Here is a 16,803-nt window from a genome sequence, read left to right as displayed (position 1 = left end):
CGAAGCGGCTTTGTATCAGGGCACGACTTTACCAGGCTGCTGAAATTCGGATCGAGCCGGCTTTGTATCAGGGCACGACTTTAGTCGTGCCGAAAGGCTACGGATAGCGGTGGGGCTTTAGCCCCTGCACGAACTCACCAGCATGAAGATCAATTTCAAAGAACCGACGCTGATTGCGCTTGAGACCATGCGGTCGCACAAACTGCGCTCGTTTCTCATGCTGCTCGGCGTCATCCTCTCCGTCATGACGCTGATCCTGGTCATCTCGCTCGTGAACGGCGTGAACGTCTACTTCGCCGACAAGGTCGCGAACATGGGTGCGGGCGTATTCCGCGTGAACCGCTTCGGGATCATCAATAGCGAAGAAGCGTGGGTAAAAGCGCAGCGGACGAACCGCAAGATGACGTGGGAAGACTACGAATTGTTGCGCGACAATCTGACGCTTCCGAAAGCGGTTGCCGGATCGGTCCACAACCACGGCAGCAAAGTTCGCGTGGGGAACCAGTCGCTGGAAGACGTGAGCGTGAACGGCATGACCGGCAACTACGCCTACATGGCGACGGAAGAAGTTGCCAACGGCCGATGGCCCACCGATAGCGACGACGAGCATCGCGCGGAAGTTGCCTTTATCGGCTCCGAGGTGGCGGACAAGCTTTTCCCCGGCCAGGACCCGCTGAACAAGCCTTTGATGGTGGATGGCCACGAATTTACCGTGATCGGCGTGGCGAAATCAATTGGCACCGCATTCGGCCAGTCGCAGGACAACTTCATTTACGTGCCGATCCACACCTTCCTGAAAGTCTACGGTGAGAACACCCAGTCCATCAGCGTGCTGGTGCAGGCACGCGGCCAGGAATGGATGGAGCGCAGCCAGGACGAGGCGCGCATGCTGATGCGTGCCAACCGGCATCTCGGCCCCAACGATCCGGACACATTTGGCATCGTCGGCTCCGATTCGCTGATGAGTTTGTGGAAGAACCTGACCGGTACGCTGGCGAGCGGCATGGTCGGATTGGTTTCGGTGTTCATGCTGATCGGCGGCATCGTGATCATGAACGTGATGCTGGCCTCGGTCACCGAACGCACGCGTGAAATCGGTATTCGCAAATCGCTGGGCGCGCGCAAGGCGGACATCGTGCTCCAGATCATGATCGAGTCGGTAGTGATGTCGGGGATCGGCGGCGTGGCCGGGTTGTTCATTGCCTGGTGCCTGGCGATGCTGGTGAAGTGGTTTACCCCGGTGCCGATGTCGGTACCAATCTATTCCGTGGTCCTGGCCATCGGCATCTCGAGTGCCGTCGGCATGTTCTTTGGCGTCTATCCCGCGCGCAAGGCGGCGCGCCTCGATCCGATCGAGGCCTTGCGGTTCGAGGCATAAATGGCGACCCCAACGATTGCATCGAACGCGCAGCCTCATGTAACCCTCGGCGCCCGCTGGAAGCGGTTCGGCTTCGGCGAAAATGCGCGCATGGCGTTCGACACCCTGCGCAACCACAAAATGCGCTCGTTCCTGACCGTGCTCGGCGTGGTCATCGGCGTGGCGGCGCAGATCTTCGTTGCCTCCATCCTTGTGGGCTTCGATTCCAGCATGCGCGAGATGCTGGAGTCCTTTGGCGCGAACACGCTGTTCATTCAACGATTCAACCCTGGCATCCACACCGGCCGGTTGAGCGCGGAAGAACGCCAGCGCAAGGTACTCACGCTGGAAGACGGCGAGGCGATCAAGGAACTTTGCCCGTCGGTGGCGGAAGTGGATGTCGAGATCTTCCAGGACTGGTGGAGCAATCCGCGCAATATCACAGCGCGCTCGGGCGGCCACGAGGTCTTCAGCATCGACCACTCGGGTACGCTGCCTACCTACGAGGTAGTGCACAACGCGCCGACCCAGGAAGGCCGCTGGTTCACCGATGCCGAGAATGAGCATCGCGCCGACGTAGTCGTGATCGGCGCCGGCATTGAGGATGCGCTCTTTCCCGGACACGATGCGATTGGCAAGAACATCCTGATTGACGGCATCAACTACACCATCGTGGGCGTACTGGAAAAGCGCAAGCAATACCTCATCAGCGACGACAGCCAGGACAAGATCGCAAAAGTCCCGTACCGGACTTATCAGAAGCACCATCCCCAGGACCACGAAGGCTTCATTGCCGCAATGGCATTCCCCGGCAAGATGGCGCAGGCCCAGGATGAAGTGACCAACGTGCTGCGCGTGCGGCGCCGCGTTCCGCCGAACCAGCCCAACAACTTCGGCATCGATAGCGCGGATGCAATCGCCGATCAGTTCCGGCAGATCATGTCGATGACGTTCCTGATGACCATCGTAGTGTCGTCGATCGGCCTGCTCGTAGGCGGCGTGGGCGTAATGAACATCATGCTGATGTCGGTGACGGAACGCACCCACGAGATCGGCGTGCGTAAAGCCATCGGCGCGAAGAAGGGCGATATCATCCGCCAGTTCCTCACTGAAGCCATCGTGCTCACCGGTGCGGGCGGCGTGGTCGGCGTAATTTTCGGCATGCTCGGCGCCAAGGGGATCAGCATGATCTTCACCACGCTAAGCACCTCGGTCCCGCTATGGGCGGTCATCAGCGGAGTCGCCGTCGCAATGAGCGTGGGATTGTTCTTCGGGATGTATCCAGCAGTGAAAGCAGCAAGACTGGATCCGGTGGAAGCGCTGCGCTACGAGTAGCTCGGTTCACGATGAAACAAAGGCACGGCGCGCGCCGTGCCTTTTCGTTTGCGCGCTTATTTCCCCGGTATCGCCGCGAGGCACTGTTTGTAGAGGTCGATGAGGTGCTTGGCGTAATCGTCGGCCAGGGACGGGGTACCGCCCTGGAAGCCGGCGCTGGCGGAACCGGCTTTGCCGTAGCCGGTGGTGACGGCGATGAACTTCATCATGTCGAGGGCGATATCTTCGTTGCGACGCTGGCCGGCGGCCGGGACGGGCGGTTGGTCCATGGTTTGGTGCCTCCAAGAATCTACAGAAGAATTTTAGCAGCGGCGGCGCCGCATTGACGGGCAGCAAATCGGAGATACAATTACCCGCACCACACGGGATGGCAGCGCGCTTCGAATACGACCCGGAGTCCAAGCTCCTGTTGATTACATTCACGGGAGAGGTGCGGGACCCTGACCTGGTGAACGCGTTTCGCGCGGCCCGCCGGCTCTCGATGACCCATGCGCTCGAGCGCGGCATTCTCGACGGCACCCAGATCGCATCCTTCAACGCTTCCCCAGAGATCGTAAAGTCGCTGGCCGAACACCCACCAATGTTTCCGGACGACAGCGATCGCTGCATCGTGGTCAATGAAGACTACCTGTTCGGCATGGCGCGCATGTACCAGATGCTCGGCGGCGAATCGCGCGACCGGTTGCGCATCGTGCGGTCGATGCAGGAAGCCTACGAGTACTTGAACATCGTCGATCCGCCGAGGCTACAAAAGATCGAGTAATTCCGGTGCGGGATGAGTGAACTCAGGATGCTCAATCGAGCCAGCGCCGAATGGTCTCGTAGACGGCGCGACGAGAGAGCAAATCCCAATGGTTCATGCCGTAGCAGATCCTGGTGTGCGATTCAGTGAGTCCGAGATCCATGGCGGAATTGCGATGGCGGCCAAGTGCACTGTTCAGCGGCACCAGGCCGTCTCCGATGACGTCCGGATCCGAGATTTGAGTTTTCTTCGCGCTGATGGCAGCGATCGCGTAGCTTTCCACGCCGGCTGGCAGCGGCAAAGGGGCACGGCTGTCCGCCGAAGCCGTGAAACGTTCGCGTCCTAGCCAGTCGGCGTCCACCAGATTGCCGTACCGCATATCAGTAACCCCACTGCTCCTGATTTTTCCGAGACGTGCGAACGGCGCGCTATAAGGGCTCATTTCAAGGACTTCGTCTGCGAAGCTCCCCAACCGTTCGAGAGGCACGCCGTGATGCGGGCTCCCGAGGAACACGAGCCTTCGTAAGCGCGCAAGCCAACCGTGGCGCGCCTCCGCAGCATAGAAGCAGGCGCTGCGGGCTACGAGGCCTCCCATGCTGTGCCCCAGGATCGATAGTTCCTTCACCGGCACGGGCCACTGGGCGAGGAGCGCCTCCAGCAAATCAGCGAGCGACCGGCCGTTCTGAGAAACGTGTAAGCCACTGTTGTAATGCAGGTATACCGGGGTGTAGCCGAGATCGCGGTCCAACGCCGCCCCGTGATCGTGTCTCTCCCGCTTCCATTGCAGATCGTTCATGCACAGGCCGTGGACCAGCAGCAGAACCCGTTCGGACGGCTTGGGAAACGCGGCCTTTAGCGCCACACGTCGCATCGCAATCGATTTTCCGTGGGGACGAACCGCCATGGAGATGGCGAGGTGATTCCTGGTTTGCTCGAGGTAGTCCCCGAAGACGCCATTGAGCGTTGCGACCAGCGCCTCTCGTCCTGACGACACTCTTCCCCTGGGCGAAGGCGAGGCGTGCTCGGCAGCGACCGCAAGGCTGCTGTCAACAAGCCCGGTTACAGCGCGGATGCTGTTGTAGACCAGCGAAGGAATGCCGGTAGGAAACCCTGTCGAAGCAGGCGGCCGCAGCTGAGCGCAGGGAAAGGCAACATGGGAGTGCACATCTTCCACCACATCGGTTACTCCGGAAACTCCGCGGGTGGCCAAACGGCCGAGCGCCAGCAAATCTGCGGTGTCAAGAGAAAGCGGTTCAGGCATAGCGGTATTCAATTGCTGCAATGCAGCATAGGCTCTTCAGGCGCCGGGCGTCAATGACCGGCGCAAGCCGGCGGGCGATTCCAGCACGGGCTCACGCTGCGGCTAGGTCTCCATGCTGACATAGGCGACGCGGCCGACGATCAGGTCTTCGGCAGTCAAGTCGGAGGGGATGTGGAGGATGCGGGTGCGCGCGTCGCGAGACTCGGGTTCGAGGACCAGCATGTCGTCATCGCGGTGCGCGTATCGGACGATGGTGTCGCCTCCGACGCGAATCGCGTACATGGTTTTCTCTCCCTTGCGATAGGCGGTGAGCGAGTTGTAGTGGCGGTCGAGGAGCACGGTGCATCCCGGGCCGACGCGCGGAGACATCGCCTCCGTGCAGGCGCGGCTGGTCTTCATCATCACGAAGCGAAGCCAGGTCGCGCGCTGGCGCGAGGGTTCGGCCTTCATCCGCCGCAGGAAGGTTTGCTTGAACTTCAGCACCTCCAGAACTTCGCGCGCATGCACCTGCGGCTGAAAGGCGCGCTGCGGCGAGACGAGCAGGATGTTGGCGTACTCATCCTCCGGCGGCGGTGGGATGGAAGCGCGGCTGTTGATGTCGTCGGCGGGAACCAGATCGAGCACGGAGAGGTCCTCGGCGGCGAGGATGCGGTCGACGGCGTCGAAGGAGAGGCCGCGCTTGTGGTTCAGGAAGTTGGAGATATGCGCTTGGCGGAAGCCGGTTTTCTCCGCGAGCATCATCCCGGTGAGTTCTCCCTGATCGATGCGTGACCGAAGTAACCTGCGCAATTGTTCCTGTAATTCAAGAAATCCCAACATTGCTATAGCTCCCAGCTAAAAAAGGTGATTGCAGTCACATCCGACGGTATTAGCCAACCCTTGTTACCTGCGACAAGGCGAGCTAAGGTGCCATCAGGTTCAGAGACAAACCTTCGTGCCGCACACGGATTGCTGCGTATCAGCGACCGATGCCGGCAATAGAGACATCGGCAGGCCTGCGAAAGAGGCGAGCCTGCGGATGGCTAGACGGTGAACATCTGGGGGGAAGGAGGAAGTGAGGGAGGACGAAGGTCATCCCGGTGGAAGAAGACAAACGATGTGCGCAACGTAAAAGGGGACGAGCATAGAGCCTCACTGGGGGAATTGCGGCCCATCGTAGCAGACGCGGAGAAAAACGTGCAGTGAGAAAGTTGCGAAAAACGTTAACTGTTTTACTACAGCGGATAGGGGTTTCTGGGGAGCCCTGTCTTTTTAAAGATCATTACATGCAGGAAAAGGGACCATTCATGGAAATGCAACATTTGGAAATGAAATATTGCGAACGCTGCGGCACTTTAGGACTGCGGCAAGAGGGAAGTCAGCAGGTTTATTGCGCGGGATGTACCCGGGAGATGGCGCGGGTGTTCCTGGCGCCTTCGGAGTTTCGTCCGGAGGAGAAGCAGTTGTGCGGGTTGGCGGGAGGTGCGCGATGAGAGAACCGGATCGTGAGGATAGGAGTCCTTCGACTACGCGTACTGCGCACGCTTCGCTCAGGATGGCAAGCGTGCTGACGGGGCGAGTGAGCGAGAGGGATGCCCAGGCGTTCCGCTCGGAGCTGTTCCAGTACCGGTACGAGACAGTTGCATTGTTGCAGAAATACTTAACTGTCTCGCTGGATCTGGGGCGCTTGCCGTCAGTGCTGGGCGGAGAAATGTTCCGGGCCAAGGTAACCAGCTATAAGGTGACCGGTTTCGAGGAGTTGGTGATTTTCGTGACCGACTTCGGAAAATGCCTGGAGCGTTTGGGGGAAACGGCGCGGCGGTTCATCGTCCTGAACATCTTTGAGGAATACTCGAAGGAGGAGTCTGCGAGGCGGATCGGATGCGAAGAACGCAGTGCGCGGCGGATCTATTGCGACGCGATTGATGAGATGAGTGAGATCCTGCTGCGCTTTCGTTTGATCGAGCCGATGGACTGGATCGGAGACGAATTGGCTCGAGAAGGATGGTTCGAGGGCTGTCCGGTGTTGCGACGAAATGCGTGGTCACTCGAGCACGTCCTGCCTCCAAAGAAAGGGTGTGGGTCGGAAGGCGTGCCGGCGAAAGCAAAAGTATTGGCGTTTGCGTAGGGCGTCTGGAAGTGATCGAGGGGCGCGAGCATGCGCCCCTTTTCTTTGTAGTTTGAAAAACACTTCCCACAAAGGGCGCAATTTGTACCACCTTGGTAGGAATTTCCCCGAGTGACAAAAATTGTTGTCAAGAGGCATTTTTGGCGGTTTTCTTTGCAAGCTGCTGAAACAAACGGAGAAATAAATTTCAAAAAAGTGTCCGGTTTACCCCCTCTGAGTTGATATTCTGAACTTAGATAGAGTGAAACGAGACGCCGCAGTAAGAAGCGGCGGCGAAGACGGAGGGGCGAAAGCCCCGATCTTTATTTGCAGTGAAAGCTCGGCGAAGACGCCGGGCTTTTTATTTGGTGGGCAGCGCGGGAACCGTGTCCGGCTGCGACGGCGGTGGAACTGCGGGACTGGGCATCCCGGAGAAAGCGTGGCGGTGGTGCGCTGCGTGGCGATCGCCGGTTAGGGTGCGTTGCGATGGGTGGGAACGCAGCCGGACACGGAATTGGGGGTGAGATGGCAGAGAGAAATGGGCCGAGCTTTCGATTGAGAAAGCCGGAAGGAAGGTTTTACAGCAGGTTGGAAATTGCGGAGTTGAAAGCATCCGGCAGGTACGACGAACTGGTTCGAGAAGCGGAGATGAGAATCCAGGCGAAGTCGAAAAAAACGAATACGGAGGCGAAGCCCCGGGGAGAAGAGAAAAAACCGCCGAAGAAACCCTGCGAGGGATGTAATCGGCGGCCAGCCGACGACGACTACTCGCACGATGAGAACGGACGTTTGCTGACGCCAAGGGAGCGGGTTCGTCGGGCGCAGTTGCGGGTGTTGCAGAAGGTAGAGAACATTCTCGACGGGAATTGCGAGTCGGCGAAGAGTGGGAACTACAGTTGCGCGAAGTTTGTGCTGGATTGGTCCGGGGTGTCGGACATTCGGACGCCGCTGGCGAAGCCGATCAGGAAGAAGTCAGTCTTGCAGGCTCTGCTGAAGAAATTCCGCGAAGAGGATTTGGGAGCGGATGAACCTGCGAAGTCCGACGAGTAGGTGCGGGGTAGAATAAAAGTGCATCGAAGAAAAGTACATGGACATAACTTGGGTAACAGACCGGGTAGCGGTGGGGGGCGGGATCTGGGTCTCGGAGAAGATGGCCGAGCTGGTGCGCCAGGGTGTGACCCACGTGATCGACATGCAGATTGAGTTCGACGACACGGCGCTGGGACGCGAAGCGGGCGTCGCGGTGCTGTGGAACCCGACGGACGATGACTTCAAGCCGAAGCCGTATGAGCTGCTGGAGCGCGGGGTAAAGTTTGCGCTTGCGGCGTTCGAATACAACGACGCGAAAGTGTTCATCCATTGCGCAGCGGGAGTGCATCGGGCGCCGATGATGGCGCTGGCAGTGATGCGCGCGACGGGATGGGAACTGGAAGACGCGATGGAGTTGATCCAGGGCCGCCGTTACGTGGTGGACTTCGCGGACGTGTACGTGCAGAGCGTGGAGCGGTTTGTGAAGACGTGGGAGAAAAAGTTGGTTGAGAAAAACCCCCACCCTATCGCCAAAAAGCGGCGATAGAGTGAGGCACCCAAACGTGACGTAGGGAGCGAGTACCTCCTGTGCGAAGCCCGGCAAAAATGCCGGGCTTCGCTTTTTTGCGTCACTGAAACGGGAGGTCGGGGTGCGATAGGGTTTTCTTCGCCCACGCGAGACGGGATGGGAGCGGATAGGGGTCCTGCGACTCCGTCGCTCTGCGAACTGCGCTCAGGATGACAGAGGGAGATTGGGATGAAGAGGTTTGGGTGGGTGTTGATTTCGCTGTGCCTGGTGTGGGTGGTGCGCGGGTGGTCTGCGGGACCGGGGCTGACGCGGGTGCAGGACACGATGTATCGCGCCGACGGATCGGTGGCGTCGGGGACGCTTACGATCACATGGCCGGAATTTACGACCGCCGATGGAGCAGCGGTGGCAGCGGGATCGATGACCGTCGCGATTGGCGCCCGTGGTGCGGTGGATGTGTCGCTGGCGCCGAATGCGGGCGCGGTGCCGGCGGGGACGTTCTACAAAGTCGTGACGCGAGATACAGCGGGCGTGACGGCTTCGGAGTATTGGGTGGTACCGGCCACAAAGACCACAACGCTGGCGATCATTCGAACGGAGATGATGCCGCCGAACGTCGCAGCGCAGGCAGCAACGAAGGCGTATGTAGATCTTGTCGCGATGCATAAAGCAGGCGATGAGAGCGTGAGTGGGGTGAAGTCGTTTGCGCAGTCGCCCGGCGTGCCATCGCCACAAAACACGGCGGATGCGGCGAGCAAGGGATATGTGGATGCGACGGCGAATGCGGCACTGACTGGCGTGGCGCGGACTGCAACGGCAAATACGTTCACGCAGCAGCAGTCGATGGCGGACGTTGTTGTCGGCGGGTCGTCTCCTACTTACATCGACGTGCGGTGGTTTGGCGTGAAGGGCGATGGGAAGTTCATTTCCGATGCGGCGATGACGGCGGGGAGCGCGGCGCTGGCGTCGGCCATGGGGCGGTTTACGTGTCCGACGGACGTGGGGCGGACGATCTGGGTGCAGGGCGCAGGAACGAGTGGCGCGACGCTACAAACGACGATTGCATCGTGCACGGATTCGAACCACGTGACGCTCGCCGCGCAGGCGGTGACGACAATTGCACCGCTCTCTGTGAGTGATGGGGCTATGACGTCGGGAAGCAAAGTACTGACGAGCGCGTCGGCGAAATTCTCGGCGGCGATGGTGGGATACACGATTTATGTGCCGGGCGCCGCGGCGAATGGCGGAGTGCTGCAAACGACCGTCGCATCGTTTACCGATGCAAGCCATGTGAACCTGACGGCGGCTGCAGCGAATACGACGTCGAACGCGACGGTGAGCTTTCTGTTTCAGGCGGTGATTGGAACGGACGACACGGCAGCGATCCAGTCGGCGATTGATACGGCGAAGACGCGATGCAATGCGGGCGGTGGAACGTGGAACCTGTGTCCGACGCTGTTGTTTCCGGCGGCGAACTACGTGGTGAGTGGAACGCTGCAGTACAAGAGCGTGCCGTGGCAAGGGATGGGGCCGCTGAAGACGTCGCTGCTGTGGGTGGGCGCGACCGGCGGGACGATGGTGACGGTGCCCGCGGGCTATGCAGGCGGCGCGAGTTGGGGCGGCATCAAGGGTGTGCAGTTGCGCATGGGAACGAACTGGCCGAAGACGCACATTGAATTCGATGCGGCGGTAGACGCGGGATTTTTCCTTGAAGAAGACGGCTTCCTGGGAGCGAGCGGGAATTCGATTGAATTGACGCAAGGGTTCGTGAATTTGCACTGGCAGAAGTTACGGTGGGATTCGATTGCGGGATACATGGTGCGGTTCGCATCGGCGGCACCGTGCTATGTGGCGTCGAGCGCGGTGATTGACAGGTTCACGGCGGACTTGAGTCCGTTGAATAATCCGCTGCCGCCGACGAATCCGCTGGGATATTTCTTGATCGATAACACGCCGGCGAATTGCGGGCAGCCGCGGACGAAATACAAGTTCTCCGATGCGCGCATTGAGAACAACGCGGTGCCGTTCGCGAACAGCGGCGCAATCGTGGCGCTGGTGAATACAACGGCGACGGGCAACAACGGATTTCCCGTGGATGTGACGATCGAGAACATCACGGGGCAGAACCCGGCGTGGAGCACCGTGGGCACGAGCGCGCCGATGGGGCTGTATTGCAACGTCCCGACGGATTGCAACACCGCGATTGTGCATGTGCGCGATTTGCACATGACGGGATGGGCCAGTGCGTTCGTGGTACAGCCACCGAGCGCGGACTTCGGTTATGGCTGGTGGCCGAAATGCGCGGGCAACTGCGACTTGAGCTCCCTCGATATGAACATGACTTCGACGCCGCGGATTACGGCGGGGAACACGCTTATCAACGATTATGTGACGCTGCAGGCGAATGGGAAAGTTTTGCAATCGCGCGACACGAACCATAATTCGGCGGCGACCAATTATCCGGAGTTCGACTTGGATGTGGCGGGGAAGCTGCAGTGGTATGCAGGGAATTCCAATACATCCGATACGAATTTGTATCGTGGGTCGGCGGGAGTGTTGAAGAGCGATCAGCAGATCTCGGCTGCGGGTGGATTGATTGGGGGATTCGCGGCAGTGACGTTTTCGGCGACGCCGGCATTTGATTTCAGCAAGGGCGATACGCAGATGATTACGCTGACGGGGAACGTGACGTCGTCGACGCTGACGAATGCGGCGGCGGGGCAGAGGTTGCTGTTTATCGTTTGCCAGGATGCGACGGGGTCGCGGACGTTTGCGTGGCCGGCTTCGGTGAAGGGCGGCGGGGTGATTGGGGCGTCGAGCGGGAAGTGTTCGGTGCAGGAGTTTGTTTGGGACGGGAGCGCGGCGCGGGCGGTGGGAGCGGTGGTGGTGAATTAGGGTCGGCTCGCGAACCTGGCGCATCGCGAGCAGAGGCCGCACCGCCCGGCTAAAGCCGGGCTTTAATTTTTGGTCCGTGGTTTCACGACGCTGACGCGTCGTGCTGAGAGGCCGCGTCGGCCTGCGGCCTGGGGCGGTGTGAGGGAGAGAGTGGTGCGGGCTGACGCTTGGCGCATGAGGGGGATGCTGGATCGCGGGGATAGGGGTCCTTCGACTGCGTCGCGCTTTGCGCGACTTCGCACGGGATGACAGAGGGTGAGAGATGATGACTAGATTGGGTGGCCGCCTGGGGCGGCTTTTTTGTTGGGCGGTTTTGGCGGGGGTGGTTTGTGCGTGGGCGGTGATGGAGGCGCGAGCTGCGGGGCCGCAGGTTACGACGATTGCAGACGTTGTTTATCGCGCCGATGGGAAGCCGGCCTCGGGATGGGTGGTGATTTCCTGGAACGCGTTTGTGACCGCGGATGGCGCGGCGGTGGCGGCGGGGACGAAGTCGGTGCAGTTGGGGGCGGATGGGATCTTCTCTGTAACACTGGCGCCGAATGCGGGCGCGATTCCGGCGGGTTCGTATTACTCGGTGACGATGAAGCTGGATGGAGGGGCGTCGAGTAAGGAGGCTTGGCTGGTGCCGGCGGAATCTCCGGTGACGGTGGCACGGGTGAGGGCGACGGAAGTTCCGGCGACGATGGCGGTGCAGAGTTTGACCGAGGACTGGGCGACATCGAACCTGGTGTCGGTGGGCGGAGCGCAGACGGTGACGGGCGCGAAGAGTTTTGCGACGTCACCGAGCGTGCCGGACCCGGTGAAGGCAACGGACGCCGCGAGCAAAAATTATGTGGATGCGAATGCGGGCGGGAGTGTGTATGCGGCGCGGACGAACGCGGCAAACACCTTCACGCAACCGCAGGCATTCAGCGTGGGAATCACGTCGCAAACGGTGAACGGTACGGTGATGGTGGACCAGTTTTCGACCGCAGGGGATGGCACGACGGGCAATTGCTACACGGGCTGGGAGAACGCGCTGGTTGCGTCGAACGGCAGGGAGTTCGTGTTTTCGCCGGGCAAGTGTTATTCGACGGCGGGCGGTATCGTTCTTGGCGGATCGTTTGTGATTCGCGGCTCGGGCTCGAATGCAACGTCGTCGGCGTTCATCAAGTGCACGGGGTCGGGCGAGTTGTTCACGGTGAACAGCGCGGTGTCGGCGGGCGTGACCCAGGGATTTGCGATTTACGATCTGCTGCTCGACGGGAACCGCACATGCACGAGCGGCATTCTGTTCGGGCATTCGTCAGGCGGCCCGCTTTCGGCGAACGGAAACATTTATAACGTGCTGGCGCAGCACTTCAAGACGGCAGGGTTCAATTTGGTGGCGGCCGAGGAGATCAACTTTTACGGAATTCACGGAGACTACAACTCGGGATCAGGGATGGTGATTGGCGATGGAGTGTCGGGGAACATCAACACGACGATCCAGTGTTTTGGCTGCCGGTTCGGGTTCAACTCTCTCAACGGAGTGGACGTGGAAGGCGGGGTGGGCCTGCACTTCTATGGGTTGATTGCCGAACAAAACGGGCTTGAAGGGGTGAAGCTGGTAGGTAACACGACGCAGGGTGTGGTCGAGAACGATTTCTACGGGGCATGGCTTGAGGCCAACAACACGTCTCGCAGCGGCGGCCCGTACTACCAGCTTTATGCGGATCCGACATCGGGTTCGATCTTAGGACTTCGCATTATCAACTCACATTTCGGAATTTGTGGGACGGGTAACCAGGCGATCTATCTCGGTCACGTTGGCGGAAGCGCCGGGAACGGCACGTCGTATCTGAGCGGGAACCGTTATCAAGCGTGCGGAGCGGTGTATGGCACGGTTGCGAACACTTCCGCCGCGAACCTCACGATCTATGACGAGGCTTCGCTGAACTGGTCGCTGGGTGAAGCGTCCGCTGTCACGTTCGATTATCTCGACAAGACATTCAACAAATACCGCGTGCTCTCCGGTCCGGTTGCGGTGGGCGGAGCAACGGTGGGTGTTGGCGACCTTACAGTTTTCACCACTGGGACCGGGGCAGGCCTGGTTTGTGAGTCCGCAGAGTCGGCAAATACGCTGCAAACCTGTCCGTTCGCAACCCGTTCTTACGATGGGTCGCATCTCGATACGTTGATACTGTCGAATGCTTCGGCGGGGAACACGGTGCTGAACTATGGCGGTGGAAGCGGGGTGCAATACGCGGCAACGCAACACCACTTCTATGCGGCGGCGAACAACACGACCATCATGGGCGCGGACGTATTCGACATTACCAGCAGCCAACTGACGGCCGCGATCCCATTCGTGTCGAGTGCGGGAGGAACATTTGCGGAAATCGTGGGAACGTCGCTCGCTCTCGGACACTGTGCATCTGCCGCGGTCCCGGCGCCATGTGGCTCGAGCGCGCAGGGGTTCGTGAATATTGCGGCAGCGGCAAACTCAGTGACGGTGAACACGACGGCGGTGACGGCGACCTCGACGATTACGGTGATGTTCGACGAGTCTGTGGGGGCGGCGTTGGGAGTGACGTGCACTACGGCGTCGGCCTCGGAGGGAGCGGCGTATTTCGTCAGCACGCGAACGGCGGGAGTGGGATTCACGATCGAGACGAACATGGGTCCGACGACGAACCCAGCGTGCCTGGCTTACACGATTACGAATTGATGGCGTGAGGAAGATGTGAGGGTGGGGATGAGCAGCGATGTGGTGGAGACTCCGACGAAGGCGGAGGCGGTGGATGATCCGGATCTTCTCGATCTAGTGGAGGAGGGCCGGAAACTGGACCAGAGGTATTCGAAGCGGTGGCTGAATCGTGACGTGTGGACGACGATGCTGTTGCAGATCCGCGAGAAGCATGGGCACCTGATTCCACTTCGGTTGAACCGGGCACAGCAACACTATGCGAAGACGTGCTCGCGGCGAAACATTGTTTTGAAGGCGCGACAGCTGGGAATTACGACGTATGTCGCGTCGCGATTTTTCTTGAGTACGATTATGCGGCCGGGGACGGTTACGGTCCAGGTGGCGCACGACCAGACGGCGGCCGAGGAGATCTTCCGCATCGTGCATCGCTTCGTGGAGAACCTGCCCGAAGAGATGCGGAAGGGCGCTTTAACGACGTCGCGGCTGAACACGCGGCAGATTGTGTTTCCGAAACTGGATAGCGCGTACCTGGTGGAGAGCGCGGCGGACGTGAATGCGGGGCGTGGGCTGACGATCCATAACCTGCATTGTTCGGAGGTGGCGCGCTGGCCGGGAGATGCGGCGGAGGTGCTGGCGTCACTGCGGGCGGCGGTGCCGAAGCATGGCGAGATTGTGCTGGAGAGCACGCCGAATGGCGCGGGTGGATGTTTTTACGATGAGTGGCAACATGCGGAAGAGAAGGGATACACGCAGCACTTCTTTCCGTGGTGGTGGGAGAAGAGCTACACGATTGGGCATCGCGCGGAGGAGCTGAGTCCGGAGGAGGAGTCGCTCGTGGGGCGATATGGATTATCGCGAGAGCAGATTGCGTTTCGTCGCGAGCTGCAATTTAACTTCGGCAAATTGGCGCGGCAGGAGTATGCGGAGACGCCGGAAGAGTGTTTCCTGGCGAGCGGCGAATGCGTGTTCGAAGTGGACGTCATCGAGAAACGTTTGGCCGAATTGCGCGGGCCGGTGGAGACGCGCGAGAACGGGCGGATCGAGACTTACTATCCGCCGGTGCGTGGACGAGAGTATGTGATTGGCGTGGATCCGGCGGGCGGTGGATCGGAAGGCGACTATGCCGCAGCGCAAGTGATTGAACGCTCGACGGGGTTGCAGTGCGCGGAATTGCGCGGGCATTACACGCCGGTGGAACTGGCTTCGCGAGTTTCACAGTTGGGTCGCGAGTATAACGACGCGTTGGTGGCGGTGGAGCGGAACAATCATGGTTGCGCCGTGCTGGTGTGTTTGGAACAGAGTTATCGTCATCTTTATGAAGAGCGCGGGCAGACGGGGTGGTTGACTACTTCGGCTTCGCGGCCTCGGATGATTGAGCAGTTGGCTAGCGTTCTACGGCAGGAACCGGAGAAATTCGAATCGCGGCGGTTGCTGGAGGAGTGTAAGGCGTTTGTGCGGAAGAGCGACGGAGCGTGCGCGGCTAGTAGCGGAGCGCATGATGATTTGGTTTTGGCCATGAGCATTGCGGTGAGTGTTTAGCAGCGGGTTGGGAAGAAGGGATTTAGGAGTTAGGCATTAGGGGTTAGCAATGTGAGGTCAAACGGCGACCCGAATTGGGTCGCATTGTGATGTGGCGCACATCTGAGAGGTGAGATCGTGCATAGGATGGAAGGGCTCGAGATGGGCGAGAGAACAGCGCATGCGGGACTTTCGGACACTTGCAATTTGGGAGAGGGCGCACCGGCTGACGTTAGGGGTGTATCGAGAAACCGGGGGATTTCCCTCTTCTGAGTTATACGGACTGACATCGCAGACTCGCAGAGCGGCTGCGTCCATCGGAGCGAACATAGCGGAAGGCGCGGGGAAGGACAGCAATCCAGAATTTCTGCGGTTTCTGCAGATTGCATCCGGATCGGCAAGCGAATTGGAGAATCACCTTTTGCTAGCGCGAGATCTTGGATTTCTCGTCGTCCCGGTGTATGGGCGCTTGTCAGCCGAACTTCAGGATGTGAGGAAGATGATTACCGCATTCATGAGACATCTGCAAGGAAGACGGCGGATGTACGACGAAGGGCGTCTTTAGATTTCGGGGCGCCAACCAGGCGTGATAGCTCCCTTGACGGGAGCTTTCTCTATTTGTGCTCGGTCGGGTAGGTGAGGGTGATGAGCGATTCGATTGGTTCGGGTTCGCCATTCAAAAGATAAGGCTTGAAACGCCATTGCCGAACGGCTTCGATGGAGGGATTGATGAGAGGTCCGGTCCCGGAGAAAACGCACAGGGAAGTGGGTTCGCCCCTCTCGTTGATGGTCACCCTGAGAACGATCGTATCGTGACGCGATTCGCAGGATCCGGTACAGACAGGATCGATGCGTTTGATTAGGAGGTCGCGGGCGACGACCTCGGAGGTTCGAATGCGCAGGGCACGGCGGAGTTCCTTGATGGTGGTGCAAGATTCTTTGAGTGGAGTGGATTGTGGGTTGGGGGCTGTGGTGCTCAGGGCTGTGGTGCTGAGGGCGAACGTGGTTACGAACGGGTGCGGTTCTCCGTTTAGAAGATAAGGCCTGAAGCGCCATTGGCGGACGGCGTCGATGGCGGCTGTGATGAGAGGCGGTGGTCCGGATAACCCACAAATTGAGATGGGCTCGCCGTCCCTATTGACGACGATGTCGACTGCCACTTGTCCTTGCATGCGCAGCGCTGAGGCGCACGCGCCGGTACATTGGAGTTCGACGCGCTTCGTGAGAAAGCTCTGGGCATAGGGTTGCAAAATGCGGACGTCAGACGGGGGGAGATGTTTGCACCAGGGATTATCGGGGGGTTTGGACTGAGCGAAGAGCGCTGAGGTGCAGAGGACGAGGATGAACGCGAGGCGCATCGGGTGAGATTGTAGTGGGTTGCGA

14 protein-coding genes are annotated in these 16,803 nt (G+C 59.8%); 10 read left to right on the top strand and 4 right to left on the bottom strand.

Annotated features, from left to right (window positions below):
• Positions 1-142 precede the first annotated feature (142 nt).
• A complete protein-coding gene (locus tag ACID345_RS22755) occupies positions 143-1,378 on the top strand; it encodes an ABC transporter permease (RefSeq protein ID WP_011525174.1) in 1,236 nt (411 codons plus the stop codon).
• Positions 1,379-2,692 (top strand): ABC transporter permease, encoded by a 1,314-nt coding sequence (locus ACID345_RS22750; RefSeq protein WP_011525173.1) that lies wholly within the window; start codon positions 1,379-1,381, stop codon positions 2,690-2,692. It abuts the gene before it with no gap.
• A gap of 56 nt (positions 2,693-2,748) precedes the next feature.
• Here ACID345_RS22750 and ACID345_RS22745 read toward each other — a convergent pair whose 3' ends face one another.
• Positions 2,749-2,961, bottom strand: coding sequence for a hypothetical protein (locus tag ACID345_RS22745; protein ID WP_011525172.1), 213 nt, complete (start codon positions 2,959-2,961; stop codon positions 2,749-2,751).
• A 98-nt stretch (positions 2,962-3,059) separates the two neighbouring features.
• On the opposite strand from ACID345_RS22745, the gene ACID345_RS22740 reads away from it, so the two are divergent.
• Entirely contained in the window at positions 3,060-3,455 is a 396-nt protein-coding gene (locus ACID345_RS22740; RefSeq protein ID WP_011525171.1) for a hypothetical protein, read from the top strand.
• Positions 3,456-3,486: 31 nt separating this feature from the next.
• Here ACID345_RS22740 and ACID345_RS22735 read toward each other — a convergent pair whose 3' ends face one another.
• A complete protein-coding gene (locus tag ACID345_RS22735; RefSeq protein ID WP_041856009.1) occupies positions 3,487-4,695 on the bottom strand; it encodes a lipase family alpha/beta hydrolase in 1,209 nt (402 codons plus the stop codon).
• Between the two features lie 102 nt (positions 4,696-4,797).
• Positions 4,798-5,514, bottom strand: a complete 717-nt coding sequence (locus tag ACID345_RS22730; protein ID WP_011525169.1) for a hypothetical protein — start codon at positions 5,512-5,514, stop codon at positions 4,798-4,800.
• Positions 5,515-6,229: 715 nt separating this feature from the next.
• Between ACID345_RS22730 and ACID345_RS26025 the strand changes: the two genes are divergently transcribed.
• The 7 genes from ACID345_RS26025 (at position 6,230) to ACID345_RS22690 (ending at position 15,985) form a co-directional block, all read left to right on the top strand.
• A complete protein-coding gene (locus ACID345_RS26025) occupies positions 6,230-6,802 on the top strand; it encodes a hypothetical protein (RefSeq protein WP_148210229.1) in 573 nt (190 codons plus the stop codon).
• A gap of 627 nt (positions 6,803-7,429) precedes the next feature.
• A complete protein-coding gene (locus tag ACID345_RS22715; protein ID WP_148210228.1) occupies positions 7,430-7,831 on the top strand; it encodes a hypothetical protein in 402 nt (133 codons plus the stop codon).
• A gap of 37 nt (positions 7,832-7,868) precedes the next feature.
• Positions 7,869-8,357 carry a dual specificity protein phosphatase family protein gene (locus ACID345_RS22710; RefSeq protein ID WP_011525166.1) on the top strand — a complete coding sequence of 163 codons (489 nt, stop codon included), beginning with the start codon at positions 7,869-7,871 and terminating at the stop codon, positions 8,355-8,357.
• Positions 8,358-8,567: 210 nt separating this feature from the next.
• The gene (locus ACID345_RS22705; protein WP_011525165.1) at positions 8,568-11,234 is read left to right on the top strand and encodes a hypothetical protein; all 2,667 of its coding nucleotides are present in this window, start codon (positions 8,568-8,570) and stop codon (positions 11,232-11,234) included.
• A 262-nt stretch (positions 11,235-11,496) separates the two neighbouring features.
• Positions 11,497-13,923: a hypothetical protein gene (locus tag ACID345_RS22700; RefSeq protein ID WP_148210227.1), complete on the top strand. Its 2,427-nt coding sequence runs from the start codon at positions 11,497-11,499 to the stop codon at positions 13,921-13,923.
• A 27-nt stretch (positions 13,924-13,950) separates the two neighbouring features.
• A complete protein-coding gene (locus ACID345_RS22695) occupies positions 13,951-15,441 on the top strand; it encodes a terminase (protein WP_011525163.1) in 1,491 nt (496 codons plus the stop codon).
• Positions 15,442-15,601: 160 nt separating this feature from the next.
• Entirely contained in the window at positions 15,602-15,985 is a 384-nt protein-coding gene (locus ACID345_RS22690; protein ID WP_011525162.1) for a four helix bundle protein, read from the top strand.
• 49 nt (positions 15,986-16,034) lie between these two features.
• Here the strand turns inward: ACID345_RS22690 and ACID345_RS27125 are convergent, their stop codons facing one another.
• Positions 16,035-16,778 carry an energy transducer TonB gene (locus ACID345_RS27125; RefSeq protein WP_011525161.1) on the bottom strand — a complete coding sequence of 248 codons (744 nt, stop codon included), beginning with the start codon at positions 16,776-16,778 and terminating at the stop codon, positions 16,035-16,037.
• Positions 16,779-16,803 lie beyond the last annotated feature (25 nt).

The sequence above is a fragment of the Candidatus Koribacter versatilis Ellin345 genome (assembly GCF_000014005.1).
Taxonomy (GTDB): Bacteria; Acidobacteriota; Terriglobia; order Terriglobales; family Acidobacteriaceae; genus Korobacter; species Korobacter versatilis_A.
Note: the sequence above shows the minus strand (reverse complement) of the source record. Positions and strands in the feature narration are given on the sequence as shown.